The sequence below is a fragment of the Ruegeria sp. AL1 genome (genome assembly GCF_056540905.1).
Window position 1 is genome coordinate 200214 of the sequence record NZ_JBQFXP010000005.1, and the last position, 23511, is coordinate 223724.

The following is a 23511-nucleotide window of genomic DNA, read 5'->3' on the forward strand; positions in this document are numbered from 1 at the left end:
CAGCTTATCGGGGACGATGGATATGGGCGCTTTGAACGATGCCAAAGGCGGCCATCAGAACCAGCATCGCCGATCCGCCGTAGCTGACCATCGGCAGCGGCACGCCCACGACGGGAGCCAGCCCCATGACCATCGACATGTTGACGGCAAAGAACAGGAAAAAGTTCAAAGCGATGCCCAATGTCACCAGAGACGAAAACCTGTCCTTTGTAGACAGTGCCGTGACCGTGCAGAAGATCAGGATCATCGCATAAAGGATCAGCAGCGTTATACCGCCGACAAAGCCGAACTCTTCCGCCAGGGTCGTGAAGATGAAATCGGTGTGTTTTTCGGGCAGGAAGTTCAGCCGTGACTGAGTGCCCTGCATGAAGCCGCGCCCGTTCCACCCGCCGGACCCCAGCGCGATCTTGGATTGCGTGATGTGATAGCCTGCGCCCAGCGGATCGGTGGAGGGATCGAGAAAAGTATCGATGCGGCGAAACTGATAGTCTTTCAGCAGTTGCCATTCTGTTCCCCGGCTGTTGAATACCGCAGCGACCAACCCCACGCCCGCTGCAATCACCGCTGCGAAATAGGCCCAGTGTACTCCGGCCAGAAACATCAGCCCGCCCCCGGCCGCCAGCAACAGGATCGAAGTGCCGAGGTCTGGCTGACGCAGCACCATAAAGGTTGGGATCAGGATCAGAAGGACCGGGATGATGACCCAGATCGGGCGCGATGTTTTATGTGCGGGCAGCCAGTCGTAATAGGCGGCCAGCACCATCACCAGCGCGACTTTCATGACCTCGGACGGCTGCAGCCGCATGAAGCCAAGGTCTATCCAGCGCTGCGCGCCCATGCCGATCGTGCCGAACAGCTCGACCACGACCAGCAGCCCGATCGAGCCCAGATAGGCCACCACTGACATGTTCCGCCAGAACCAGATCGGGACAAGAGCGATGATGAACATCACCGTCAGGCCCAGCCCGAACCGCTCCATCTGTGGCTCGGCCCAGGGCCGCCATGACCCGCCTGCCACGGAAAACAGCATCAGGAACCCGGCACTTGCGACGCTGATCAAGAGCAGCGTCAGCGGCCAATTCATATACAGGAACTTGCGGAATCCCGATGGCGTGGATTTGACGGTATTTTCAAGATAACTCACGCGCGATCCTTCTCGGACGGGCGTGCTTTGGGACGGCGGTCGCCTTCCAGCCGTTTTTGCTGTTCCTTGATGCGGTCGCGGTCCCCGGCGGGATAGGCCTCAAGCGGAGGAGTGCCGTCATAGAGCGCCTGCAACAGGATATCACGGGCCACCGGCGCCGCGGCTTTGGAGCCGCCGCCGCCGTGTTCCACCACCACCGCAATGGCGTATTTCGGATTGTCATAGGGCGCAAAGCTGACGAACAACGCGTGGTCGCGGCGTTCCCATGGCAAATCTTCATTTCGGATCACACCAGCGGCGCGCTCGGCTTTTGTGATGTTGCGTACCTGACTGGTGCCCGTCTTGCCCGCCATGCGAAATTCATCGGCGATGATACGGCTGCGATAGGCTGTTCCGCCCCGGTCATTCGAGACCGAGAACATAGCCTTGCGCACGTGCTCAAGGTTGTTGGGATTGACGGCCAGCGGCTCTCCTGCGCCTGAGGGCTGCTCAACCCCGTTGATCGAGCGGACCAGCCGCGGTTTCACCGCCCGGCCTGTGGCAATGCGCGCCGTCATGACGGCAAGTTGCAGCGGAGACGCCAGCATAAAGCCCTGACCGATCGAAGCGTTGGCAGTGTCACCCACCAGCCAGCCTTCGCCGTGTACCCGTTCCTTCCACGCCTGATTGGGCGCAAGGCCAGCGGCGACGGCAGACATGGGGATATCGTGCTTGACGCCCAGACCGAAGGTGCGCGCCATATCCGAGATCTTGTCGATCCCGGTCCGCACGGCCACGTCATAGTAATACACGTCACAGCTGCGCTTGAGCGACAGGTTCAGGTCAATTGTCCCATGTCCGCCGCGTTTCCAACAGTGAAAGCGGCGGCTGCCGACCTTCAGGTGACCGGGACAATAAACCGTGTTCCCGGGTCCGATCACGCCAGCCTCAAGCGCGGCCATCGCGGTGATCATCTTGAAGGTCGAACCCGGCGGGTAGGTGCCCTGCACGGTCTTGTTGGCCAGCGGGCGGTAATTGTCATTGGTCAGCGTGCGATAGTCGGCCACCGAGATGCCGCGCACGAACAGGTTGGGGTCGAAACTGGGCGCGGAACTGATTGCCCGGATATCCCCCGTTTCGCAATCGATCACCACGGCGGCGGCGCTTTCCCCGGCCAGACGGGCCTGAGCGTATTGCTGCAGATCAGCATCGACCGACAATTGCAGGTCCGCCCCGGCGGTGCCTTCCTGCCGGTCCAGCTCGCGCATAACCCGACCGGTGGCGTTGACCTCGACCCGTTTGGCACCAGCCTTGCCGCGCAGGCTGATTTCCTGTTTCGCCTCCAGCCCGACCTTGCCGATCTGAAAGCGCGGAATGCGCAGCACCGGTTCGGGGTCTTCGATCTGACTGAGATCATAATCGCTGACCGGGCCGACATAGCCGACCACATGGGCAAAATCCTCGTACCGGGGATATTGCCGCGTCATACCCACTTCGGGCGTAACGCCGGGCAGGGCCGGGGCATTGATTGCGACCTTTGAAATGTCTTCCCAGGTCACCTGATCGGCCAGCGTGACCGGCAGGAACGGGGCCGAACGGCGCATCTCGGTCTTGGCACGCTCAATCTCATCCTCGGTCAGCGGGATCAGGTTGGACAGTTTCGCGATCACCTTGTCGATATCGCCCGCATCCTCGCGCACGATCACAATGCGGTAGGAAGGCGAGTTTTGCCCGATGATCTGCCCGTTGCGATCATAAATCCGGCCACGTGTCGGAGGGATCAGACGGATATTGATGCGGTTTTCTTCGGCCAGAAGGCGGTATTCATCCGCCTGATCGACCTGCATGAACCGCATCCGGGCCGCCAGCCCGCCGACAAACGCTGCCTGCAGCCCACCCAGCACCAGCGCCCGGCGGGGCAGGCGTTTATAGGCGAGGCCCTGGGATTTGGGTTTGCGCGGTTTCATGTGCGGGCCCCCAGTGTCGCAGGGTCCGCCACCGACATGCGCCGCACGCCAAAGACGCTCTGGCTCAGCAGAACGATCAGAGGATAGACCGCAATCGTCAGTATCACTTGCACCATCACCGGTCCCAAAGCCGCTTGTTGTACCGACAGAATAGCAAGAATCACACGGTTCAGAACAAAAACCGTCGTGATCACCATCGCTACCGCGGTCCATTCACTTGCAAAACCGCCGTCCCGCATTCCGGGTGCAGCAGAGCGCAGATATGATGCGCCCAGAACCACAAGTGCGGCCAGCAATCCCGGCGGGCGCTGCAGCAGCAAATCGGCCATCAGCAAAACAAAAGCGATCAGCACCGTGGGCACATATTCCGGACGTCTGAGGGTCCATGCAAAAGTCAGTGCGATCAGGACGTCCGGGAATGGCCAGCGATCCGGTTTGGTGTCCAGTGGCAGCAGGTGGAGGAACATCACCAATGTGGCCAGAACGAGGTACAAGATCCGTTTGGACCAAATATGAGAGGCCTGATTATCCATCACCGACCTCCGCCGGGGCCAGCGCGGCCTCGGGCCGTTTGGGGCCCACGATGCCTCCGGGGTCCCGGATCGTCGGGGCCGACTGGTAGCGCAGGACGCGCAGGAATTCGAGCCGCTCAAAGTCGGCCGACAGGCGCACGCGCAACCGACCGCCGGGATCGGCCGTGACCTGACCGATCAGTAAGCCGCCGGGAAACACGCCTCCGTCACCCGAGGTGACAACCCGGTCGCCGGGTCGGACAAGTTCGCGGTTTTCCAGAAATTGCACCAGCGGTGCCGCTGTATTGTCCCCGGCAACCAACGCCGTCTGACCCGAGGGTTGGATGGTTGCCGGAATGGCGCTGCTGGCATCTGTCATCAGGATAACCCGTGCCGTGTCCGGCCCTACGCCCGAGATACGCCCGACCACGCCGATCCCGTCCATCGTGGCCCAGCCGTCCATGATGCCGTCCCGGGCGCCCACGTTCAGCAGCACTGACTGCCGGAAGGGCGATCCGCTGTCGGCCATCACAACGCCGGTCACATAGGTCAGCCTCGGATCGAGCCGCACATTGTTGAGGTCCAGCAGGCGGGCGTTTTCCTGTTCCAACTGCAGCGCGGCCTCTTTCCAGGCGCGCATCAGACGTAATTCGCTGCGCAATTCCTGGTTTTGGGCGCTGAGCCGCTGATAGCTTTGGAAATCGCGCAAAAGGTTTACGGCGGCGGTCACCGGAACCATGGCCCATTCCATAGATGGGACGACCTTGTCGACCACCTGCGCGCGGAATCTTTCCACGCGCGGACTGTCAATGCGCCAGACCAGAAAGATCGCCAGCAGGCACAGAACGACTATCCCCAACAGCAGGCGGCGCAGAGGGGTTGTATATTCGTCGCGCTGTGATCGGTCCTTTGCCACAGGTTACCTTCCCGTGCTGCTCGTGCCCGAGTTTTCACCCCGTAAGGGTGCGCGCCTTAGCTTTCGTAGTCAATCGCGTGGCGCAGTTGTTTTTCGTATTCCAGCGCTTTGCCGGTGCCCAAAGCCACACAATTCAGGCTTTCGTCAGCGATCGACACGGCCAGACCGGTCTGTTCGCGCAAGGCAAGGTCCAGATCGCCCAGCAGAGCACCGCCGCCGGTCAGCATCACGCCCCGGTCGACAATGTCAGCCGCCAGATCGGGCGGCGTGGTCTCCAGCGCGGTCATCACTGCCTCGCAAATCTGCTGGACAGGTTCCGAAAGCGCCTCGGCGACCTGCGCCTGACTAATCTCGATTTCCTTCGGCACACCATTCAGCAAGTCGCGCCCACGAATATGCATCGACTGGCCGCGGCCATCGTCGGGCATGCGGGCAGTACCGATGGTGGTCTTGATCCGTTCGGCGGTGGATTCCCCGACCAGCAGGTTCTGCTGACGGCGCAGGTACGAGATGATGGCCTCATCCATGCGGTCGCCGCCAACGCGGACCGAACGGGCGTAAACGATGTCGCCCAGCGACAGAACGGCCACTTCGGTGGTGCCGCCGCCGATATCGACAACCATGTTGCCGGTCGGATCGGTGATCGGCATGCCAGCCCCAATCGCGGCCGCGATAGGCTCGGCAATCAGACCAGCCCGGCGGGCACCTGCTGACAGAACCGACTGGCGGATCGCGCGTTTTTCAACGGGCGTCGCGCCATGAGGGACGCAGACGATGATCTTGGGCTTTGAAAAGGTTGAACGTTTGTGCACCTTGCGGATGAAGTGCTTGATCATTTCCTCGGCAGTGTCGAAATCGGCAATTACGCCTTCGCGCATCGGACGGATTGCTTCGATGGACCCGGGCGTGCGGCCCAGCATCAGTTTGGCGTCCTCGCCTACCGCCAGCACTTTCTTGACGCCATCCTTGACATGATACGCGACAACCGAGGGTTCAGACAGGATGACACCGCGCCCCTTGACATAAACCAGCGTGTTCGCCGTCCCAAGGTCAATCGCCATGTCCGCTGTGAACAGGCCGCCCAGATTGCCAAAGATTCCCATGTTTTCACTGATCCCGTTCGTCAGAATTTTCACTGCCCGCGACTCGACGGTTCCGGGACGGATGTCTTATAGGGTGCCATCTCGCCCGGTAAAAGGGCTGATTCCGCGACAATCAGCACCTTTCCGCCTTATTGATTGGGACTTTAGAAGGCAACATGCTCTCATATCAACATATTTACCACGCTGGAAATCTGGCTGATGTGCAAAAGCACGCTTTGTTGGCATGTGCGCTCGAATATCTGACCCGCAAGAATAAACCGATCACTTATCTGGAAACGCATTCGGGACGAGGCTTATACCACCTGGACACTGCCGAAGCGGTACGTACCGGTGAGGCCTCAGCCGGGATCAAACGCGCGCAACGGGATGGGTGGTTCGGGGCAGGTCATGCCTTGTCAACTGCGCTGGCAAAGGTTCGGGCGCAATATGGGGCGCAGGCCTATGCAGGCTCGCCCCTGATCGCGGCCAATCTGTTAAGAGAACAGGATAATCTCCATTTCGCCGAACTACATCCGCAGGAATACGCCGCTCTGTCGCTGGCGTTGTCGCCCCATGGTGCCAGGGTTTACAAACAGGACGGGTATGCGCTGGCGCAATCGCTTCTACCCCCGATGCCGCGCCGGGGAATGATGCTGATTGACCCGAGCTACGAAATCAAATCGGAATATGACCGCCTGCCGGGGTTCATCGCAAAGGCGCATCGGAAATGGAATGTCGGGGTGATTGCCTTGTGGTACCCGATCCTGACGGATGGCCGGCATAAACCGATGATCGAGGCTTTGCGCAAACAAAACCTGCCCAAAGCCGAAGGGCACGAAGTCTGGTTCCCGCCTGCGCGCGACGGGCATGGAATGGTGGGATCGGGGATGTTCTTTGTGAATGCGCCGTTTGGCATTGGCGAAGAAATGGCGCGCTTGTCAGCCTTGTTTGAAGGGCTTTAGGAGGGCTCCCGCCCCGATTGCCAGCATCAAAGATGCCGCCAATCGAGTTGGGCCCGGCTGCGCGCTGCAGGCGCGCAGCCGGGCCCAAAGCCGCAAGGTGGTTCGGCGCAGCCGGACTGCCGCGGGTGCGGGAGCCCGCCTTACACGGTGATCAGGTCAGATCTTTGTAGCTGATCTCGCGCGCATCGCTGCCGGGGCCGGTTTTCTCGCGCCGAACGATCAGGCGGTTCAAAGCATGGATGTACGCTTTGGCCGAGGCCACCACCGTATCCGTATTCGCGGACTGGCCGGTTGCAATCATCCCGTCTTCTTCCAGCCGCACAGAAACCGTGGCCTGCGCGTCTGTCCCTTCGGTCACCGCATGAACCTGATAAAGCTGAAGATGGGCCTTGTTTGGATAGATCGCCCGGATCGCCTTGAAGGTTGCGTCAACCGGCCCATCGCCATGCTCGGTGGCTATAATGTCCTTGCCGTCCATCTCAAGCTCAACGGTCGATTCCGCCTGACCGCCGGTGCCGCAGGTAACTTTCATCGAGACCAGTTGCAGGTAATCATCCGCCTCATCCAGCGTCATCAAGGCGATCAGGTCGTCGTCGAACACCTCTTTCTTGCGGTCGGCCAGATCCTTGAACCGAACGAAGATGTCCTTGAGCTGGTTGTCGCCCACATCAAAGCCCAAAGTCTCGAGCTTGTCGCGCAGCGCGGCGCGGCCCGAGTGCTTGCCCAATGGCAGAGAGGTTCCGGACAGGCCGATATCCTCGGGGCGCATGATCTCGAAATTTTCGCGGTTCTTCAGCATCCCGTCCTGATGAATGCCGCTTTCATGGGCAAAAGCATTCTTGCCGACGATGGCTTTGTTGAACTGCACGTTGAAGCCCGACACCGTCGCCACGCGGCGCGAGATATGCATGATCTTGGTCGTGTCGATACCGGTGTGCCACGGCATGATATCGTTGCGGGTGCGCAGGGCCATCACGACCTCTTCCAGCGCGGTATTGCCTGCGCGTTCGCCCAGCCCGTTAATGGTGCATTCGATCTGACGCGCGCCGCCCGCGACAGCCGCCAGCGAGTTCGCGGTCGCCATGCCGAGGTCGTTGTGACAGTGGGTGGCGAAGATCACCTCATCCGCGCCCGGCACCGTCTCGATCAGGCGCTTGATCAGGTCTGCGGATTCCACCGGGGCGGTATAGCCCACGGTATCGGGGATGTTGATCGTCGTCGCGCCCGCCTTGATCGCAATCTCGATCACGCGGCACAGATAGTCCCACTCGGTCCGCGTCGCGTCCATCGGCGACCACTGCACGTTTTCGCACAGGTTGCGCGCATGGCTGACCGTTTCGTGTATCTTGTCGGCCATCTCGTCCTGGGTCAGGTTCGGGATGGCGCGGTGCAGCGGAGAGGTGCCGATAAAGGTGTGAATCCGATTCTTCCCGGCGTGCTTCACCGCCTCCCAGCAGCGGTCGATATCGGCGAAATTGGCGCGCGCCAAACCGCAGATTCGGCTGTTTTTTGAACGCTGGGCGATCTCGGTGACAGCCTTGAAATCACCTTCAGAGGCGATGGGAAATCCGGCCTCGATGATGTCGACGCCCATTTCGTCCAGCAGCTCGGCAATCTCCAGCTTCTCGTTATGGGTCATGGTCGCTCCGGGGCTCTGCTCGCCGTCGCGCAAAGTGGTGTCGAAGATCAAGACGCGGTCTTGTTCGGTCACGTTTGTCATGGGGTACTCTTTCTTCTTCTGTCCTAAAGCCTATGGCGCGCGGGCGTCCTCCTCTGAGCGGGCGCGCCGGATGGCACGCTCAGAGGCGGATTAGGATCAGTAGGCCACGCAGCGACGCACCGCGAAGGGCGGTGTCGGCAAAGGGGATATCTGCGCGGTTGATCATGAGGTCAGGTTATACAATGCGGATTGGGAATGAAAAGAAAGAAAATGTCTGCATTATGTATTTATACTGGCAGAGCGTTGAACACGCACGGGAACCCGCTAGGTTTCCGCCCATGGCATCGGCACTGATCATCGGTTCAAGCGGCGGTATCGGACAGGCGCTTTCCCTGTGCCTGCGCGCGCAACAGGTCGCGGTCACTGGCCTGTCACGTACGCAAGACGGACTGGACTTAATGGACCCGGATGGTGCCGAACAAACCCTTTCCCGGCTGGAAGGGCCGTATGATCTGATCCTTGTGGCGAGCGGTGCCCTGGAGATCGACGGGGCCGCGCCGGAAAAGTCGATGCGGGCGGTTTCGGCGCGGGCCATGATGGATCAGTTTGCGCTGAATGCGGTTGGCCCGGCCTTGATCCTGAAACATGCTTTCCGATTGCTGCCACATGACCGGCGATCGGTAATGGGCATCTTATCTGCCCGAATAGGGTCTATCGGAGATAACCGGTTGGGAGGCTGGGTCAGTTATCGTGCCGCCAAGGCGGCCGTTAATCAAATCGTCCACACGACCGCGATTGAACTTGCCCGTACGCATCCGCAGGCGGTTTGCGTGTCATTACATCCCGGTACGGTCAATACCGCATTCACCCAAAAATACCTGGGTCGCCATCCCTCGGTCGCGCCGGACGAGGCTGCACACAACCTGCTATCGGTGATCGCGGGCCTGACGCCAGAGGACACCGGTGGTTTCTTTGACTGGGCGGGTAAGCCCATCCCGTGGTGATCGGCGTTTTACCCGTCTGAGCTATCTGCGCCTGCCGGGACAGCTTCCGGGTCAGAAGGCGCCTCCGCGCCACCTTCGGATAAAGCACCGTTGTCCCAGACGCCGGTTTCGACCTCGCCATTGGCGTAGGTCATTGTCCCGGTGCCCTGACGTTTTGCATCAACGAAGTTGCCTTCGTAGACATCGCCGTTGGAATAAGTCGCCGTGCCCGAGCCGGTGATTTTCCCTTCGGTCCATTGGCCGGTGTATTTGAAGCCGTTCGCCATTACGATCTCACCTTGACCATGGCGTTGCCCCTGTTCGAAATCGCCGGTGTAAACCGTACCGTCAGCATAGGTCGCCGCGCCCTTGCCCTGACGGATGCCGTCGATCCAGTCGCCTTCGTAGCGGTACCCGTCCGCATAAGTCAGCACTCCGGTGCCGTGGTTGCGGGCGTTTTTGAACTGGCCTTTGTAAACAGTGCCGTTGGAATAAGTGGCGGTGCCTTCGCCATCGATCACCCCGGCAATCCAGTCGCCATCATAAGACGAGCCATCGGGATAGGTGATCCGGCCTTTGCCTTCGGCCAGATCGCCCTTGAAATCGCCGATATAGACCGAGCCGTCCGGATAGCTTGCCTCGCCCAACCCTTCAATCTGGCCCTTGGTCCATTCACCGGTGTAGACGAAGCCATCCGTGCCTGTAAATGTTCCCTGACCATGGCGCTGATCATCCACGAAATCCCCTTCGTAGACGTCGCCATTGGCGTAAGTGGCCTTGCCTTTGCCCTGCCTGCGGCCATCGACCAGATTGCCTTCGTAGACATCGCCATTCGCCTGAGTCAGCCGTCCGGTGCCGGTGATCCGATCCTCGGTCCACTGACCCGCATAGATCATCCCGTCGGGCATGGTCAGTTCGCCCTGCCCATGACGCTGCCCGGCCAGAATCTCACCCGCATAGGTGCCGCCCCCGGCATAGGTAATCGTACCCGAGCCCTGTTTGACGCCATCGGCCCACTCTCCATCATAGGAATACCCGCCGGTATCCGAGATCACGCCCTTGCCATGATGCCGCGCATTTCTGAATCCACCCTCGTAGCGCATGCCATTGGCGTATTCGGCAACGCCGGTGCCGTTGATTGCACCCTCGGACCATTCCCCATCATAGCTGCCGCCATCCGAGAACTGGATCTTGCCCTGTCCATGCGGCTGGCCCTTCTCGAAGCTGCCTTCATAGATCGAGCCGTTGGCATAGCGTGCAATGCCTTGTCCCTGAATCTCGCCCGCGACCCATTCGCCGGAATACTCGAACCCGTCTGGCAGGCGATAGGTGCCGGTGCCATGTCGCAAACCATTTTCGAACGTGCCCTCATAGACCCCGCCCACATCGTCATCGGCAACAATGATCTGGCCGTCCTGCTGGGCGCTGGCCTGCGTGGCAAAGGCGAAGGCTGCAGCGGCGATGGATATGCGGATCGCGTTCATGATGATTTGGCCCTGCCTGATCGGTGGTGTCGGTTCTTTGGGCAAAACTAGGATACCGTCGGGGGCAGGGCAACGGCTTTTGCCGCATTTGCCTTTCACTTGCGGCATGATCTGCTAAATCCCTGAAAGACTGACGAAGGCAAGAGGGTAAAATGGCCGATCGTTTCCGCATCACGCTGGCGCAACTGAACCCCACCGTCGGGGATATTGAGGCAAACGCCGCCAAGGCTGCGGATGCGTGGCGGCAGGGCCGGGACGCAAATGCCGATCTGGTTGCCCTGCCCGAGATGTTCATCACCGGTTACAACACGCAGGATCTGGTGATGAAGCCCGTGTTTCACCGCGCCGCAATGGCTGCCGTCGAGGCTCTGGCCCGCGAATGTTCAGATGGGCCTGCCCTGGCCATCGGCGGCCCATGGGTAGAAGACGGCAAGCTGTTCAATGCGTACTTGATCCTGAAAGGGGGTCGCATCGCCAGCAAGGTGCTCAAACATCACTTGCCGAACGAGACCGTATTTGACGAGGTACGCTTGTATGACGTGGGCCCGATGGGCGGACCCTATGCGGTGGGCAACACCCGAATCGGCAGCCCGATTTGCGAGGATGGCTGGCACGAGGATGTCTCGGAAACGCTTGAGGAGACGGGGGCTGAGTTTCTGCTGATTCCCAACGGCTCGCCCTATTATCGCGACAAGTATGATGTGCGGCTGAACCACATGGTAGCGCGCGTCGTCGAAACGGGGCTGCCCGTCATCTATCTGAACATGGTGGGCGCGCAGGATGATCAGGTCTTTGACGGGGCCACGTTTGGTCTGAACCCCGGAGGAGAGCTGGCCTTTCGAATGCCCGTCTTTGACGAGGCCGTGTGCCACGTGGATTTGCTGCGCGGTGATCAAGGCTGGCGGATCAACCCCGCCGAGATTGTGCCGCAGCCGGACGCATGGGAGCAGGACTATCGCGCGATGGTGCAGTCTTTGCGCGACTACATGGGCAAGACCGGGTTCAAAAAGGCTGTTCTGGGACTGTCGGGCGGAGTCGATTCCGCACTGGTGGCGACGATCGCCGTGGACGCGATCGGGGCGCAGAACGTGCGCTGCGTGATGCTGCCGTCGGAATACACCAGCCGGGCGTCGCTGGACGATGCCGAAGCTGTGGCCCGAGCATTGGGCGTGCATTACGACTATGTGCCGATTTCGGACAGCCGCGCCGCTGTCTCGGACACGCTGGCCCCCTTGTTCGCGGGGCGGGATGAGGACCTGACCGAAGAAAACATCCAATCCCGGTTGCGCGGGCTGCTGCTGATGGCGCTGTCGAACAAATTTGGCGAGATGCTGCTGACCACTGGCAATAAATCCGAAATCGCCGTCGGATATGCCACGATTTACGGTGACATGAACGGCGGCTACAACCCGATCAAGGACCTCTATAAAACCCGCGTGTTCGAGACCTGTCGCTGGCGCAATGCCAACCATCGCAACTGGATGATGGGCCCGGAAGGCGAGGTGATCCGCCCGTCCGTGATCGACAAGCCCCCAAGCGCAGAGCTGCGCGCAGACCAGAAAGACAGCGACAGCCTGCCGGATTACCCGGTTCTGGATGCCATTCTGGACATTCTGGTGGATCAGGATGGTTCCATCGCCGATTGCGTGGGGGCCGGGTATGACGAGACCGAGGTCAAGCGGGTCGAACATCTGATCTACATCAGCGAATACAAACGCTTTCAATCCGCCCCGGGCACACGGCTGACACCCCGTGCGTTCTGGCTGGATCGTCGCTATCCGATTGTGAATCGTTGGCGCGATCGCGGTTGAAACAGGCCTTAATTCGACTTTTCATGTCAGACTGCTCTGTCGAATTGTGGCGAATTTTACGCTGATTGGGCGACAATCAATCCTTCAGGTTTTTATTGTCTACGGTTGTGGGTGAAATCCCCATGCGCGCGCTGGTTGCACTTGCCTCACAGCCCTTCTTTTGCCACATTTGTGCCGGGGGTTTGCCTTAAGTTGGGCAAACGTGACGTAATCCGAACGGCGGCCCCAAGATCAGGGGTCGCCATGTCGGGTCAAGTTCTGGAAACCGCATCTGTGTGTTTGGATGCTTGTAAAGGTTATGGTGGTAAGAATGGCAAATGATTATGACACGCCGCTTCATGCTCCGCTGCAATGGAAGCAGATGGAATCGCAAGGCCGAGCGCTGGACGAAGCCAAGACAGATGCCGCAATCGCGGACCTGCTCAAAGCGGAAGATCCGGTTGTTTCAGAATCTGCCGAGGCGCACTCGGTCTTTCCTGACCTGATGCCGCAGGATCCGGCTGACCTGCGCGAGGAACACGCTGGTCTGGGCGCGGTGCTTCGTCAGAAGTGGATCGAGTTCTCGGGCGCCGCCTGATCATTCCGTGAAACTGGCCTTTCTTAGCTCGCCTTCCGGCGGGCTTTTGGCCGTTTGGCCACAGCATTACGCAATTGCGCAAAGGCAAGGTAATAGCCGTTGCCTGAACTCTTGTGTTTCGGCTCCATTGCATCGCAAGGAAACTGATACGAGCGATTGATGCCCGGCCCAACTCTGACCCCTGTCGAATCTGATCTAGGTCTTCCCAAACACGTTGAAGTGGTTGTCATCGGTGGCGGAATCATCGGCGTGTCCGCCGCGCTGGAACTGTCCGAGCGAGGTATTTCCGTACTGCTTTGTGAAAAGGGGCGGATCGGGGCAGAACAAAGCTCACGCAATTGGGGATGGGTCCGCCTGGGTATGCGGGATCCGCGCGAAATCCCTCTGATGCAGGTGGCCATCGATATCTGGCGAGGTCTGGATGCGCGGATCGGGCGCCAAACGGGATATGTTCAGTCGGGCATCGTGTTTGACGCCGCGACCAGGCAAATGGCCAACAACCTGGAACGATGGATGCACCATGTCGAGGCCCTCGGGACCGGGGCCGCCATGATCCGCGGCGCGCAGCTGTCCGATTTGCTGCCCGGCAAGGCCGGTGAATCCGTTGGCGCTCTCTGTATGCCACAAGATGGGCGGGCTGAACCACAATGGGCGGCCCCGGCCATGGCCGAGGCCGCGCGCGACCGCGGCGCGGTGATCATGACCAATTGCGCCGTTCGCAGCATCGACATGCAAGCCGGTCAGGTTGCCGGTGTTGCAACGGAAAGGGGTCGTGTCTCCTGCAGTCAAGTCGTGTTGGCAGGTGGTGCGTGGTCCCGGCTCTTTGCCGGAAATGCAGGCATAGCGCTGCCGCAATTGAAAGTCCTGAATACGGTACTGCGCACGTCGCCCGCGCCGCAAGGACCAGAAGCGGCATTTTGGTCGGACGATTTTGCAATCCGCAAACGGGCCGACGGTGGGTACTCCATCGCCTCGGGCCATCAGAACACGGTGGACATTGTGCCCGACAGTTTTCGTCTGGCCCGGCAATTCCTGCCCGCCTTCCGGCAAGAGTGGAAGGCGCTTCGATTTCGACTGTCCCGTCGCTGGTCCATCGAAGCGCAGGAGGACCGAACATGGTTGCCCACCGATGTCACCCCTTTCGAAAAATGCCGGGTGCTTGACCCGGACCCGTCACCAAAGGCGCTGCGACATTCATGGGCAAACGCGCGGGCCACATTCCCGGCGCTGGAACAAGCGGAGATTGTTCAAAGCTGGGCAGGTATGATTGACGTAACACCGGACGCCATCCCGGTGATATCCCAAGTGCATGACGTGCCGGGGCTGCATATCGCGACCGGCTTTTCGGGTCATGGTTTCGGAATCGGTCCGGGCGCGGGGCGATTGATTGCGGACATGGTCACCGGTGCGACGCCCTGCGTCGATCCGACCGCCTTTCGCCTGTCCCGTTTCACGGATGGCTCAGTGGTGCGGCCGGATCCTGGCTATTAGAGCTTAGCCCATCATCTGATAGCTGACAGGCACAAAGCGGAACCCGTCCCCGCGCGGTTCCACATACCCCGCTGACGGGAACGGCATATGATACCCGATCATCGGAACCTTGTCGGCGGCCAGCATGCCCAGCACATTGCGGCGCGAGGCTGTTGCGGCGGGTTTGTCCATGTCAAACCGCACCTCCCACTCCGGATGCGCGAAGGACCAGATGTAGTGGTTCGCCAGATCCGCAGTCAGAACCAGCCGCTGACCGTTGCTTTCCAGATGATACACCGTGTGGCCGGGCGTGTGCCCATAGGCGGCAACAGCAGTAATGCCCGAGGCAACCTCGCCGCCGTCTTCGACAAAGGTCATCTTCTCAGCCAGCGGCGTAACCTTGGCTGCAACCAGATCGCCAACGCGATTGCCGGCTTCCTGCGCTGCCCAGAAATCGTACTCGGGCGATGCGGTGACATAGCGCGCATTGGTAAAGGTCGGAGCGTCATTGGTGGTCATGCCACCAATATGGTCGGGGTGCATATGGGTGATGACCACAACATCGATCTGATCAGGTGTTACGCCCGCATCCGCCAATGCAGCCTGAATGCCGCCCTGACCCAGGCCTGTGTCAAACAGCACCAGTTCCGATCCTGTGTTCACCAGAGTCGGAGTGAAATAGAAATGAGCCTTGTCGGCTGGAATGAAGTTTTCGGCTGAAACCTTCGCAAATTCCTCGTCCGTTGCACCACCGCCGAATATCTCCTTGGCGCCATCCCGCGGCAGACTGCCATCCAGCAAAGTTGTCACCGTAAAGTCGCCCAGATGAAAAGACTTCGCGATGGTCGAACTGGCCTTTGCCTCGCCTCCAGCTGCCAAAAGCGGAGTTGCCGCGGATGCAAATGGCAAAGTTGCGGCCGCGCCAAGGGCCGCCCGTCGTGTCATCTTGATGGTCATCTTTCTTCTCCCTGTCAGAGCATGATTGTGTGAAATAGATCAGTCAGGACCCGTCGCCACTGTATACGCCCATGATATACTCTGCGTGGTTGAACATTACGTGTTAATATTTGTTTAGGTCGCGAGCCCGGCCCTGCGGCCCGCGCTTTTGCCATTAGAAAAATCCAGATGCCGGGGCAGTGGGCACTCCTCGCTTCATCTTTTCCAAAATACTCTCGCCGAAGGCACGCGCCGCCCGGCGCGTTTTCCCTGTTTGGCTGGACAAAACCGCGTTCCTGTGACATGAGCCGCGCCAACAGGAGACACCCATGACAACGACCCGTTTCGCCCCGTCGCCCACCGGATACATCCATGTGGGCAACCTGCGCACCGCTCTGATGAATTACCTGATCGCACGCAAGGCAGGCGGCACATTCATCCTGCGTATCGATGACACCGACCCCGAGCGGTCGAAGGAAGAATATGTCGATGCGATCAAGCAGGATATGGAATGGCTGGGTCTGCACTGGGACCGCGTTGAACGCCAGTCCGAGCGGCTGGACCGCTATGCCGAGGCTGCGGATAAGCTGCGCGAGATGGGCCGGTTCTATGAGGCGTTCGAGACGCCGACCGAGCTGGATCTCAAGCGCAAGAAGCAACTGAACATGGGCAAACCGCCGGTCTACGACCGCGCAGCGCTGGCTTTGTCAGATGCCGAGAAAGATGCCCTGCGCGCCGAGCGTGGCAACGGGGTGTGGCGGTTCAAGCTGAACCATGAGCGGATCGAGTGGGCCGATGGAATTCTGGGCGATATCTCGATCGACGCGGCCTCGGTCTCTGATCCGGTACTGATCCGGGGCGACGGTCAGGTTCTCTATACCATTGCCTCAGTGGTGGACGATACCGAGATGGGCGTGACCGATGTGGTGCGCGGGTCGGACCATGTGACCAATACGGCAACGCAAATACAGATTATCGAGACTCTGGGCGGCACTTGCCCCCGCTTCGCACACCATTCGCTGCTGACCGGTCCGCAGGGCGAGGCTCTGTCTAAACGTCTGGGCACGCTGGCACTGCGGGATCTGCGGGAACAGGGTGTGCAGCCGCTGGCGCTGCTGAGCCTGATGGCGCGGTTGGGGTCGTCTGATCCGGTCGAATTGCGCTCGGACATGGCCGAACTGATCGATGGGTTTGACATCAACCGTTTTGGGGCGGCGCCGACCAAGTTCGACGTGCAGGACCTGTTCCCGCTCACGGCCAGGCATCTGCAGTCACTGCCGCTGGCAGAAGTGGCCGAAGCCGTCGCTGACGCAGGTGTTCCCGCCGATCTGGCCGAGCCGTTCTGGACTATGGCGCGCGAAAACATCACCACTTTGGCGGATCTCAAAGGCTGGTGGGAGCTGTGCCGCGATGGCGCAGAACCGCTGATCGCGGACGAGGATCGTGACTTCATCGCGGAGGCTATTGCGTTGCTGCCTGAGGGTCCCTTCGACGGCGAGACCTGGGGCAATTGGACCAAGGCGGTGAAAGAGGCGACGGGCCGAAAGGGCAAGGGCTTGTTCATGCCGCTGCGCAAGGCGCTGACCGGAATGGAGCGCGGGCCGGAGATGGCGGTTTTATTGCCGTTGTTGCAGGTCATCCGCGCGCGCGGATGACAGACGCGCCGTGCGGCGCGTGCCTCCGGCGGAGGTATTTTTGAACAGAAGAAGGGCAGCGGTGTCTCTGCCCATCCGTTATTCTGGCTGAATGATGCGGGTGGGCAACGTCTGCAAGCGGGCGTCGACAAAGCGACGCTCGGCGTCGGTTAACTGTTGGTGGCGTGGATAGCGGGGGTTGCTGCGGTCATTGATGATCGGTGTCTCCCAACCTTCGGTGGTGGCAAAAAACCGGTCTGCGCCATCCTCGCCGAACGCGTGCAGATAACCCTGGACCACCACGTCGAGATAGCTGAGCACCAGGGGGTGCCGATCTGTCGGCGAGGTGTGGCGCGCGGGTGGTACGGCGTAGACTGCGATTTCGACATCATGGGTCAGCGGGTGCGTGACCGACTGGGTCGCGGGGACCCGGTCATATGCCCATTCCCGTTCATCAAGCGCAGCCCAGTCGTTCTTTGGGACATGAGCAATCATGCCTTCGATTTCAGTGTCTTGGTCGGGGATCGCGGTCAGGAAGGCAACCGGGCGCAGGTCCGTGTGTCGCCAGGCACGCCGCCAGCCTTTCAGTTTGGCCGGTCGCGGGTCGGGAAAGTCGTGGGTCGCGAGGTTCACGAGGCTGCCGTAGCCAAAAAAGTAAGGGTCTGCCATAAGCCTCTGCGTCCTTTGATCACGATTGATGTATGTCAAACCGCTTTTTTGCCAAACATGCAATAAGATCGCATCTTGAAATTTGGGAGGTCATCATGCGGATCACCAAAAGGACGAATATAGCGGTGCGCCTGCTAATGTATTGTGCGGCGCATCAGGACCGGCTTGTCACCAAATCCGAAATTGCGGAAGTGTGCAACATCTCGGAAAACCATCTGGCGCAGGTGATCAACCAACTGAGTCAACTGGAGTATCTGACCACGCAGCGGGGCCGCAATGGCGGTATGACTCTGGCGCGCGATGCGGATCAGATTCGCATCGGGTCTGTGTTCCGGCACGTGGAGGGCGCGCTGCCCATTGCCGAGTGTTTTGCGGACGCCGACAACACATGTCCACTGACAGATGCCTGCCGGTTGCGGCTGGCTCTGCAGGATGCGGCTGAGGTATTCTATGCCTCGCTGGACGAGATTACGCTGGACGCGTTGGTGTGCGACAACGACCAGTTGCTGCGGATTCTGCAACCGGTGGCCTGCGTGCGCTGAACTCAGTCGCTGGCCCGCAGAATCCGCGCCGGACGAACGGCCAGCGGGCGCAAGGCGAAAGCAAGCCCTGCGCCCAGCGTGACCAGAATGCCAGCCAACACAATTGTCACGGCCGATCGCCATATGATGGTGAAGTCAGTCTCGAAAATATAGGTCGCCACGGCCCAGCCGCCCAATATGCCCGTCAAAAGTGCGACACAACCCGCTGCGGCGCCCAGCAAGACAGCACGCAGCGCAAAGCTCAGCAGGATACGGGGACGGTTTGCGCCCAGTGTTTTCAGGATGGCTGCCTCGTAACGGCGGGCAGGTTCGCCTGCAGCGGCGGCGCCGATCAGTACCAGAAATCCGGTCAGTAGCGACACGCCCGCACCGTAGGAGGTGGCAGCCGCCACTCCGGCCAACAGGCCTGATACCCGGTCAATCGCGTCCCGCACCCGGATTGCTGTAATGTTGGGGTATTGCCCCGCCAAATCGCTTAGAATGGCGGCTTCGGCCTGTTCTTCGGCATAGACTGTTGCGATGAAGCTATGGGGGGCTCCGTCCAAGGCTGATGGGTTCATCGACATGACAAAGCCCATGCCTGCCGTGGAAAAATCGACCTCGCGGGTCGATGTCAGCGTGGCGGTGATGTCGCGGCCCAGAATATTCACGGTTAGCTGGTCCCCGATGTTTAGACCCATCTCCTCGGCCTCTTCTGCGGCAAAGCTGACTTGCGGAGCGCCTGCGTAGTCCTGTGGCCACCATGTGCCATCGATAATGCGTGTCGTATCGGACGGCTGCGCGGAGTAGGTGACGCCCCGGTCGCCATCCAGAACCCAGTGATCCCCCGCCACGTCCCGGGCCGGCAGGTCGTTGATCCGGGTGATGATGCCCCGCAACATGGGTGCGCTTTCGATACGACTGACCTGGGGGTCCGTGCTCAGCCGTTCCATGAAGCCGGGCATCTGATCCTTCTGGATGTCGATAAAGAAATACGAGGGGGCCACATCGGGCAGGTTTCCCGAAATCGCGTTGCGCAAGGTGCCGTCGATCTGGCCGACCGCCGCCAGCACAGACAGGCCCAGACCAAGCGACAAAACGACAGATGCCGCGCCCTCGCGCGTGTCCGAGATCGCCACAAGCGCCCAGCGCAGGGCCGGGCGGCCCCGGGCCCACGGGGCGCAGGCGCGCGACAGGCGGCGAATACCGTAAGCCGAAAATGCCAGCAGGATCAGGGCCCCCACCAACCCGCCGCTGGTCCACAGGGTCAATTTGACCGAACCGCTGAACCAGGCCGCTGCCGCGATCAGGATCGAAAGACCGGCGGCAGTTGCCAGCAGATAAACGAAACGGGGCAGTGGGCGGGCCGTGGACAGCGCATCGCGAAACAGCGTTGCGGCGCGGACTTCTTCAGTTCTGGCCAGCGGCCAGAGGGTGAATAGAAAAGCGGTCAACAAACCATAAAGGGCGGCCTCGGCCAGAGGTTGAAGATACAGGGAAAACACCGCCGGAACCGGCAGGCGGCTTTCGATGACGGGGGCCAGCAGAAGCGGCAATACTCCACCTAGCGCCAATCCGATGACAACCCCGATGACGGACAAGACACCGATCTGGATCACATAGGTCTGGAAGATGGTGATCCGGTCTGCGCCTATTGTACGCAAAGTGGCGATGGTCTCGGTCTTTTGCGACAGGTAGGCGCGCACGGCTGCGGATACACCGATCCCGCCAACGGCGAGACCTGACAGCCCCACCAGTACCAGAAAGGCGCTGAGGCGGGTTACGAATTCGGTGATGCCTGGCGCACCATTGCGGGCATCCGTCCAGCGCATGCCGGTCCCGTCAAACGCCTGCGCTGCCCGGGCTGACAGCGCCGCCAGATCGGTGCCGGACGGCAGATCAAGCCGGTATTTGGTCGAAAACAGAGTGCCGGGTTCCAACAGGCCCGAGGTCCCAAGGTCCTGCGTGCGCACCAGCGTGCGGGGGCCAAGGCCGAAGCCATCGGCGGCCCCGTCGGGCTCATGCTCCAAGGCAGCCATCAGTACAAAGGTCTGATCGCCAAGGGTAAAACGATCTCCGACCGACAGGCTCAGACGGTCGATCAGGGCCTGATCCATCGCAGCGCCGGGCAAGCCTTCTGCTCCGGCAAACGTTGCGTCCAACCCGATATCGGGTGTCAGTTCTGCGGTGCCAAGTAACGGATAGGCGTCATCTACCGATTTCACCTGCGTCAGCGCGCGTTGGGCATCCGGACCTTCGCCCACGACGGCCATCGAGCGGAAATCGACCACCTCGGACACCTGTTGCGCGATCCGCGCCATCCACGCGCGTTCCTGGTCGTCAGCGAACCGGTAGGTGAATTCCAGCTGCGCGTCTCCGCCCAGCAAAGACGCGCCTTCCTGTGCAAGCCCGGTTTGGATCGCAAAGCGTACCGACCCGACGGCGGCGATGGCGGCGACACCCAAGGCGAGACAGGCCAGAAACACCCAAAATCCGCGCAAGCCGCCGCGCAGTTCGCGTCGGGCCAGCCGCCCTGCCAAGCGCAGGCTCATTCTGCGGCCTCGGCCCGGATGTCTTCGGCAATACGTCCGTCGCGCAGACGCACGACGCGGTCACATTTCTGCGCCAGTGAATGGCTGTGAGTGACAAGCACAAGTGTCGCCCCGTGCTTGTCGCGCAGGCCAAACAACAGATCGACAATCGCTGCGCCGTTTGCCTCATCCAAATTGCCCGTTGGTTCATCGGCCAGCAGAATTCTGGGTCGCGGGGCCGAGGCGCGTGCCAGGGCGACACGCTGTTGTTCCCCGCCCGAAAGCTGCGCAGGATAATGGTCGCTGCGATGAGACAGGCCGACATTGGCCAGTTCGTCAGTTGCCCGATCAAACGCATCTTTGTGACCGGCCAGCTCAAGCGGTGTGGCGACGTTTTCCAATGCGGTCATGGTGGGGATCAGGTGGAAGTTCTGGAATACGACACCCATCGCGTCGCGCCGAAACCGGGCCAGCGCGTCCTCGTCCATCCGGGTCAGATCCTGACCCAATGCGCTGACGCTGCCGCCTGTGGCCTGTTCCAGCCCGCCCATCAACATCAGCAGTGATGACTTGCCGGACCCGGACGGCCCGACGAGCCCCAAACTCTCGCCTTCTTTTACCGTCAGCGAAATGTCGTGCAGAATATCCACCCGTCCGGCATTGCCATCCAGCGACAAAGCGGCATTCTCTAAGGTCAGAACAGAAGCTGTCATGTTTTGGTCCGAAAGGAGTACGGTCCCTTGGGATATGGCGCAGAAAGAAACGTGCGCAAGGCTTTGCTCTCTGGCGTGTTGATCTGTTGCGGTTTTGCCGCCACAGCCGAGCCGGTCGTGGTTGCCGCGCTGGGGGATTCGCTGACGCAAGGCTTTGGCCTGCCCGAACAGGATGGGTTTGTGCCCCAGCTGCAGCGCTGGCTTGAGGCCGAAGGTGCGGATGTCAGGCTGATCAACGCAGGCGTGTCCGGCGACACCACCGCGGGTGGTGCCGCACGGGTGGACTGGACCCTGACGCCGGATGTGGACGGGATGATCGTGGCTCTGGGCGGCAATGACCTGTTGCGGGGGATCGATCCGGCGGTGTCACGGGCCAATCTGGAAACGATTCTGACGGTGGCCGATGCGAAAAACGTCGATGTTCTGTTGGTTGGCATGCAGGCACCGGGCAATTACGGGGCCGATTACAAACAACGATTCGACGCCATGTATCCCGATCTGGCGCAGAGTTTCGGTACGCTCTATGCCCAGAGTTTCTTTTCCGGCCTGACTGCAGATGGTGATCCGCAAGCCGCGCAGACATACATGCAGCCGGATGGCATTCATCCCAATGCACAAGGGGTGGCGCTGATCGTCGAGGCGCTGGGCCCTCTGGTGTTGTCGCTTGTCACGCAGGTCAACAATTAAGAGGACGCGATGCCCGGACGGTTATTTCTGACAAGACCCATAAAGGACATCGCAAAAATTCTGGGTGTTTCCGGTGATGTTGCGCCGCAGCCACCCCGCAGAAACATCCAGCCGGGACAAGAGGTGATGGTTCTGAACCCGGACGGGCTAACACCGATGCGCTGGGGCATGATCCCGGTTGGGCGCGTCAACGCGCGCGGGCGGCCTGTGATGGAGACGATCATCAACGCCCGCTCGGAAACGCTGTTTGACAAAAGCGCGTTCGAAGGTGTTCGGCGCGCAGTCATACCCGTCGATGGCTGGTACGAATGGACAGGCGAAAAGCGCCGCAAAACGGCCTGGCGTATCCGCGCGTCGGATGGTTCGCCTTTGCTGTTTGCGGCGATCACCGACACGTGGGCTGCTCCGGGTGGGCACCGGGTCGATCAGATCGCGGCGGTGACTTGCGAGCCAAATTCCGACGTCCAGCAAATCCATCACCGCATGGGCGTGTTGCTGGAACGGAACGCCGTTCAGACTTGGCTGACGGGAACCGAAACCCAGGCAAAAGACGTGGCCCGCCCATGGCCCGACGGTCGCCTGACGATTGACAAGGCGGATGATGTGGATTGGGCCGCGCCCTAGACCACAGTCACAACGGTTCCGATAGGTACCCGGTTATAAAGGTCGATCACATGCTCGTTCAGCATCCGGATACACCCGTTCGATGCGGCACGCCCGATGGTCTGGGGTTGCGTGGTGCCATGAATACGGAAATAGGTATCAACCCCGTTTTGGAACAGATAAAGCGCCCGTGCGCCCAGTGGATTGTCTCCGCCTCCGGGCTGCACATAGTCATTGTCCTTGAAACGGGCATAGGTGACGGGTTCCCGTTCGATCATCTCATCAGTAGGCCGCCACGTGGGCCATTCTTTCTTGACGTCAATGGTCGCGGTTCCGGTGAACTCCAACCCGGCACGCCCGACGCCGCAGCCATATCGGACCGCTTTGCGCGGCTCGGTGACATAGTACAGGTAGAATGAACGCGGAACGACCAGCAGCTGACCCGGTTGGAACTGCTTCTTGATCCGCACGAATTGAGGTGTCGGATCGTATTCGACCGCCTTCTTGGCACTGGCGATACCCGGTAACAGACTGGCAGCTGTTCCGGCCAGGAAAATACGCCGTGTGTACATGGGTTGGCTCCCCTAAAAGACCAAATAAATCATGACGCTAGTTTTGAAATGATAGCGGATTTGGTCAATCACCGGGGGAAGATAACCCAAAAGTGATG

The 23511-nt window shown here is 60.4% G+C and carries 21 protein-coding genes; 9 read left to right on the forward strand and 12 right to left on the reverse strand.

What is annotated here, in order from left to right:
* Positions 1 to 4 precede the first annotated feature (4 nt).
* The 5 genes from rodA to ACRZ9X_RS10165 are packed head-to-tail and all read right to left on the reverse strand — an operon-like array spanning position 5 to position 5621.
* A complete protein-coding gene (gene rodA / locus ACRZ9X_RS10145; protein WP_480518388.1) occupies positions 5 to 1144 on the reverse strand; it encodes a rod shape-determining protein RodA in 1140 nt (379 codons plus the stop codon).
* A complete protein-coding gene (gene mrdA / locus ACRZ9X_RS10150) occupies positions 1141 to 3090 on the reverse strand; it encodes a penicillin-binding protein 2 (RefSeq protein ID WP_480518390.1) in 1950 nt (649 codons plus the stop codon). Before mrdA ends, rodA begins: the two co-directional genes overlap by 4 nt.
* Positions 3087 to 3623 carry a rod shape-determining protein MreD gene (locus tag ACRZ9X_RS10155; RefSeq protein WP_480518392.1) on the reverse strand — a complete coding sequence of 179 codons (537 nt, stop codon included), beginning with the start codon at positions 3621 to 3623 and terminating at the stop codon, positions 3087 to 3089. Before ACRZ9X_RS10155 ends, mrdA begins: the two co-directional genes overlap by 4 nt.
* The gene (mreC, locus tag ACRZ9X_RS10160; RefSeq protein ID WP_480518394.1) at positions 3616 to 4518 is read right to left on the reverse strand and encodes a rod shape-determining protein MreC; all 903 of its coding nucleotides are present in this window, start codon (positions 4516 to 4518) and stop codon (positions 3616 to 3618) included. The genes ACRZ9X_RS10155 and mreC overlap by 8 nt, the downstream gene beginning before the upstream one ends.
* A gap of 56 nt (positions 4519 to 4574) precedes the next feature.
* Positions 4575 to 5621 (reverse strand): rod shape-determining protein, encoded by a 1047-nt coding sequence (locus ACRZ9X_RS10165; protein ID WP_039523195.1) that lies wholly within the window; start codon positions 5619 to 5621, stop codon positions 4575 to 4577.
* A gap of 155 nt (positions 5622 to 5776) precedes the next feature.
* Here ACRZ9X_RS10165 and rlmJ point away from each other — a divergent pair, with 155 nt between their 5' ends.
* Positions 5777 to 6562 (forward strand): 23S rRNA (adenine(2030)-N(6))-methyltransferase RlmJ, encoded by a 786-nt coding sequence (rlmJ, locus tag ACRZ9X_RS10170; protein WP_480518396.1) that lies wholly within the window; start codon positions 5777 to 5779, stop codon positions 6560 to 6562.
* A gap of 151 nt (positions 6563 to 6713) precedes the next feature.
* On the opposite strand, the gene ACRZ9X_RS10175 is transcribed toward rlmJ, so the two are convergent.
* Positions 6714 to 8282, reverse strand: a complete 1569-nt coding sequence (locus ACRZ9X_RS10175; protein WP_480518398.1) for a 2-isopropylmalate synthase — start codon at positions 8280 to 8282, stop codon at positions 6714 to 6716.
* A gap of 278 nt (positions 8283 to 8560) precedes the next feature.
* Between ACRZ9X_RS10175 and ACRZ9X_RS10180 the strand changes: the two genes are divergently transcribed.
* Positions 8561 to 9226, forward strand: coding sequence for an SDR family NAD(P)-dependent oxidoreductase (locus ACRZ9X_RS10180; protein WP_480518400.1), 666 nt, complete (start codon positions 8561 to 8563; stop codon positions 9224 to 9226).
* A gap of 8 nt (positions 9227 to 9234) precedes the next feature.
* On the opposite strand, the gene ACRZ9X_RS10185 is transcribed toward ACRZ9X_RS10180, so the two are convergent.
* On the reverse strand, positions 9235 to 10689 hold the full coding sequence (locus tag ACRZ9X_RS10185; protein WP_480518402.1) for an MORN repeat-containing protein: 1455 nt from the start codon (positions 10687 to 10689) through the stop codon (positions 9235 to 9237).
* A 152-nt stretch (positions 10690 to 10841) separates the two neighbouring features.
* Between ACRZ9X_RS10185 and ACRZ9X_RS10190 the strand changes: the two genes are divergently transcribed.
* The 3 genes from ACRZ9X_RS10190 (at position 10842) to ACRZ9X_RS10200 (ending at position 14568) form a co-directional block, all read left to right on the forward strand.
* On the forward strand, positions 10842 to 12500 hold the full coding sequence (locus ACRZ9X_RS10190) for an NAD+ synthase (protein WP_480518404.1): 1659 nt from the start codon (positions 10842 to 10844) through the stop codon (positions 12498 to 12500).
* Positions 12501 to 12810: 310 nt separating this feature from the next.
* A complete protein-coding gene (locus tag ACRZ9X_RS10195) occupies positions 12811 to 13077 on the forward strand; it encodes a hypothetical protein (RefSeq protein ID WP_480518406.1) in 267 nt (88 codons plus the stop codon).
* A gap of 159 nt (positions 13078 to 13236) precedes the next feature.
* Complete coding sequence (locus ACRZ9X_RS10200) at positions 13237 to 14568, forward strand: NAD(P)/FAD-dependent oxidoreductase (RefSeq protein ID WP_480518408.1); 1332 nt, start codon at positions 13237 to 13239, stop codon at positions 14566 to 14568.
* A gap of 3 nt (positions 14569 to 14571) precedes the next feature.
* On the opposite strand, the gene ACRZ9X_RS10205 is transcribed toward ACRZ9X_RS10200, so the two are convergent.
* Positions 14572 to 15504, reverse strand: a complete 933-nt coding sequence (locus tag ACRZ9X_RS10205) for an MBL fold metallo-hydrolase (RefSeq protein ID WP_480518410.1) — start codon at positions 15502 to 15504, stop codon at positions 14572 to 14574.
* A gap of 308 nt (positions 15505 to 15812) precedes the next feature.
* On the opposite strand from ACRZ9X_RS10205, the gene gltX reads away from it, so the two are divergent.
* Positions 15813 to 17138, forward strand: a complete 1326-nt coding sequence (gene gltX, locus ACRZ9X_RS10210) for a glutamate--tRNA ligase (RefSeq protein WP_480518412.1) — start codon at positions 15813 to 15815, stop codon at positions 17136 to 17138.
* Between the two features lie 78 nt (positions 17139 to 17216).
* Here gltX and ACRZ9X_RS10215 read toward each other — a convergent pair whose 3' ends face one another.
* Positions 17217 to 17786 carry a gamma-glutamylcyclotransferase family protein gene (locus tag ACRZ9X_RS10215; protein WP_480518414.1) on the reverse strand — a complete coding sequence of 190 codons (570 nt, stop codon included), beginning with the start codon at positions 17784 to 17786 and terminating at the stop codon, positions 17217 to 17219.
* Between the two features lie 95 nt (positions 17787 to 17881).
* Here ACRZ9X_RS10215 and ACRZ9X_RS10220 point away from each other — a divergent pair, with 95 nt between their 5' ends.
* Positions 17882 to 18328: an RrF2 family transcriptional regulator gene (locus tag ACRZ9X_RS10220; RefSeq protein ID WP_480518416.1), complete on the forward strand. Its 447-nt coding sequence runs from the start codon at positions 17882 to 17884 to the stop codon at positions 18326 to 18328.
* A gap of 2 nt (positions 18329 to 18330) precedes the next feature.
* Here ACRZ9X_RS10220 and ACRZ9X_RS10225 read toward each other — a convergent pair whose 3' ends face one another.
* Both ACRZ9X_RS10225 and ACRZ9X_RS10230 read right to left on the reverse strand, forming a co-directional pair.
* Positions 18331 to 20859 (reverse strand): ABC transporter permease, encoded by a 2529-nt coding sequence (locus tag ACRZ9X_RS10225; protein ID WP_480518418.1) that lies wholly within the window; start codon positions 20857 to 20859, stop codon positions 18331 to 18333.
* Positions 20856 to 21551 (reverse strand): ABC transporter ATP-binding protein, encoded by a 696-nt coding sequence (locus ACRZ9X_RS10230; RefSeq protein WP_480518419.1) that lies wholly within the window; start codon positions 21549 to 21551, stop codon positions 20856 to 20858. Before ACRZ9X_RS10230 ends, ACRZ9X_RS10225 begins: the two co-directional genes overlap by 4 nt.
* 27 nt (positions 21552 to 21578) lie before the next feature.
* On the opposite strand from ACRZ9X_RS10230, the gene ACRZ9X_RS10235 reads away from it, so the two are divergent.
* Together ACRZ9X_RS10235 and ACRZ9X_RS10240 are read left to right on the forward strand one after the other, a co-directional pair.
* A complete protein-coding gene (locus tag ACRZ9X_RS10235) occupies positions 21579 to 22238 on the forward strand; it encodes an arylesterase (protein ID WP_480518421.1) in 660 nt (219 codons plus the stop codon).
* A 9-nt stretch (positions 22239 to 22247) separates the two neighbouring features.
* On the forward strand, positions 22248 to 22862 hold the full coding sequence (locus tag ACRZ9X_RS10240; RefSeq protein WP_480518423.1) for an SOS response-associated peptidase: 615 nt from the start codon (positions 22248 to 22250) through the stop codon (positions 22860 to 22862).
* Here ACRZ9X_RS10240 and ACRZ9X_RS10245 read toward each other — a convergent pair.
* Positions 22859 to 23413: a L,D-transpeptidase gene (locus tag ACRZ9X_RS10245; RefSeq protein ID WP_480518425.1), complete on the reverse strand. Its 555-nt coding sequence runs from the start codon at positions 23411 to 23413 to the stop codon at positions 22859 to 22861. The two genes, ACRZ9X_RS10240 and ACRZ9X_RS10245, sit on opposite strands and share 4 nt — an antisense overlap.
* Positions 23414 to 23511 lie beyond the last annotated feature (98 nt).

What these genes read in the sequence shown, in the direction of transcription:
- ACRZ9X_RS10165 (WP_039523195.1), bottom strand. Translation starts at nt 5,621, where the DNA reads ATGGGAATCTTTGGCAATCTGGGCGGCCTGTTCACAGCGGACATGGCG.
- ACRZ9X_RS10185 (WP_480518402.1), bottom strand. Translation starts at nt 10,689, where the DNA reads ATGAACGCGATCCGCATATCCATCGCCGCTGCAGCCTTCGCCTTTGCC.
- ACRZ9X_RS10190 (WP_480518404.1), top strand. Translation starts at nt 10,842, where the DNA reads ATGGCCGATCGTTTCCGCATCACGCTGGCGCAACTGAACCCCACCGTC.
- ACRZ9X_RS10180 (WP_480518400.1), top strand. Translation starts at nt 8,561, where the DNA reads ATGGCATCGGCACTGATCATCGGTTCAAGCGGCGGTATCGGACAGGCG.
- gltX (WP_480518412.1), top strand. Translation starts at nt 15,813, where the DNA reads ATGACAACGACCCGTTTCGCCCCGTCGCCCACCGGATACATCCATGTG.
- ACRZ9X_RS10245 (WP_480518425.1), bottom strand. Translation starts at nt 23,413, where the DNA reads ATGTACACACGGCGTATTTTCCTGGCCGGAACAGCTGCCAGTCTGTTA.
- ACRZ9X_RS10215 (WP_480518414.1), bottom strand. Translation starts at nt 17,786, where the DNA reads ATGGCAGACCCTTACTTTTTTGGCTACGGCAGCCTCGTGAACCTCGCG.
- ACRZ9X_RS10200 (WP_480518408.1), top strand. Translation starts at nt 13,237, where the DNA reads ATGCCCGGCCCAACTCTGACCCCTGTCGAATCTGATCTAGGTCTTCCC.
- ACRZ9X_RS10230 (WP_480518419.1), bottom strand. Translation starts at nt 21,551, where the DNA reads ATGACAGCTTCTGTTCTGACCTTAGAGAATGCCGCTTTGTCGCTGGAT.
- ACRZ9X_RS10195 (WP_480518406.1), top strand. Translation starts at nt 12,811, where the DNA reads ATGGCAAATGATTATGACACGCCGCTTCATGCTCCGCTGCAATGGAAG.
- mrdA (WP_480518390.1), bottom strand. Translation starts at nt 3,090, where the DNA reads ATGAAACCGCGCAAACCCAAATCCCAGGGCCTCGCCTATAAACGCCTG.
- ACRZ9X_RS10240 (WP_480518423.1), top strand. Translation starts at nt 22,248, where the DNA reads ATGCCCGGACGGTTATTTCTGACAAGACCCATAAAGGACATCGCAAAA.
- ACRZ9X_RS10220 (WP_480518416.1), top strand. Translation starts at nt 17,882, where the DNA reads ATGCGGATCACCAAAAGGACGAATATAGCGGTGCGCCTGCTAATGTAT.
- ACRZ9X_RS10205 (WP_480518410.1), bottom strand. Translation starts at nt 15,504, where the DNA reads ATGACCATCAAGATGACACGACGGGCGGCCCTTGGCGCGGCCGCAACT.
- ACRZ9X_RS10175 (WP_480518398.1), bottom strand. Translation starts at nt 8,282, where the DNA reads ATGACAAACGTGACCGAACAAGACCGCGTCTTGATCTTCGACACCACT.
- rlmJ (WP_480518396.1), top strand. Translation starts at nt 5,777, where the DNA reads ATGCTCTCATATCAACATATTTACCACGCTGGAAATCTGGCTGATGTG.
- ACRZ9X_RS10155 (WP_480518392.1), bottom strand. Translation starts at nt 3,623, where the DNA reads ATGGATAATCAGGCCTCTCATATTTGGTCCAAACGGATCTTGTACCTC.
- ACRZ9X_RS10225 (WP_480518418.1), bottom strand. Translation starts at nt 20,859, where the DNA reads ATGAGCCTGCGCTTGGCAGGGCGGCTGGCCCGACGCGAACTGCGCGGC.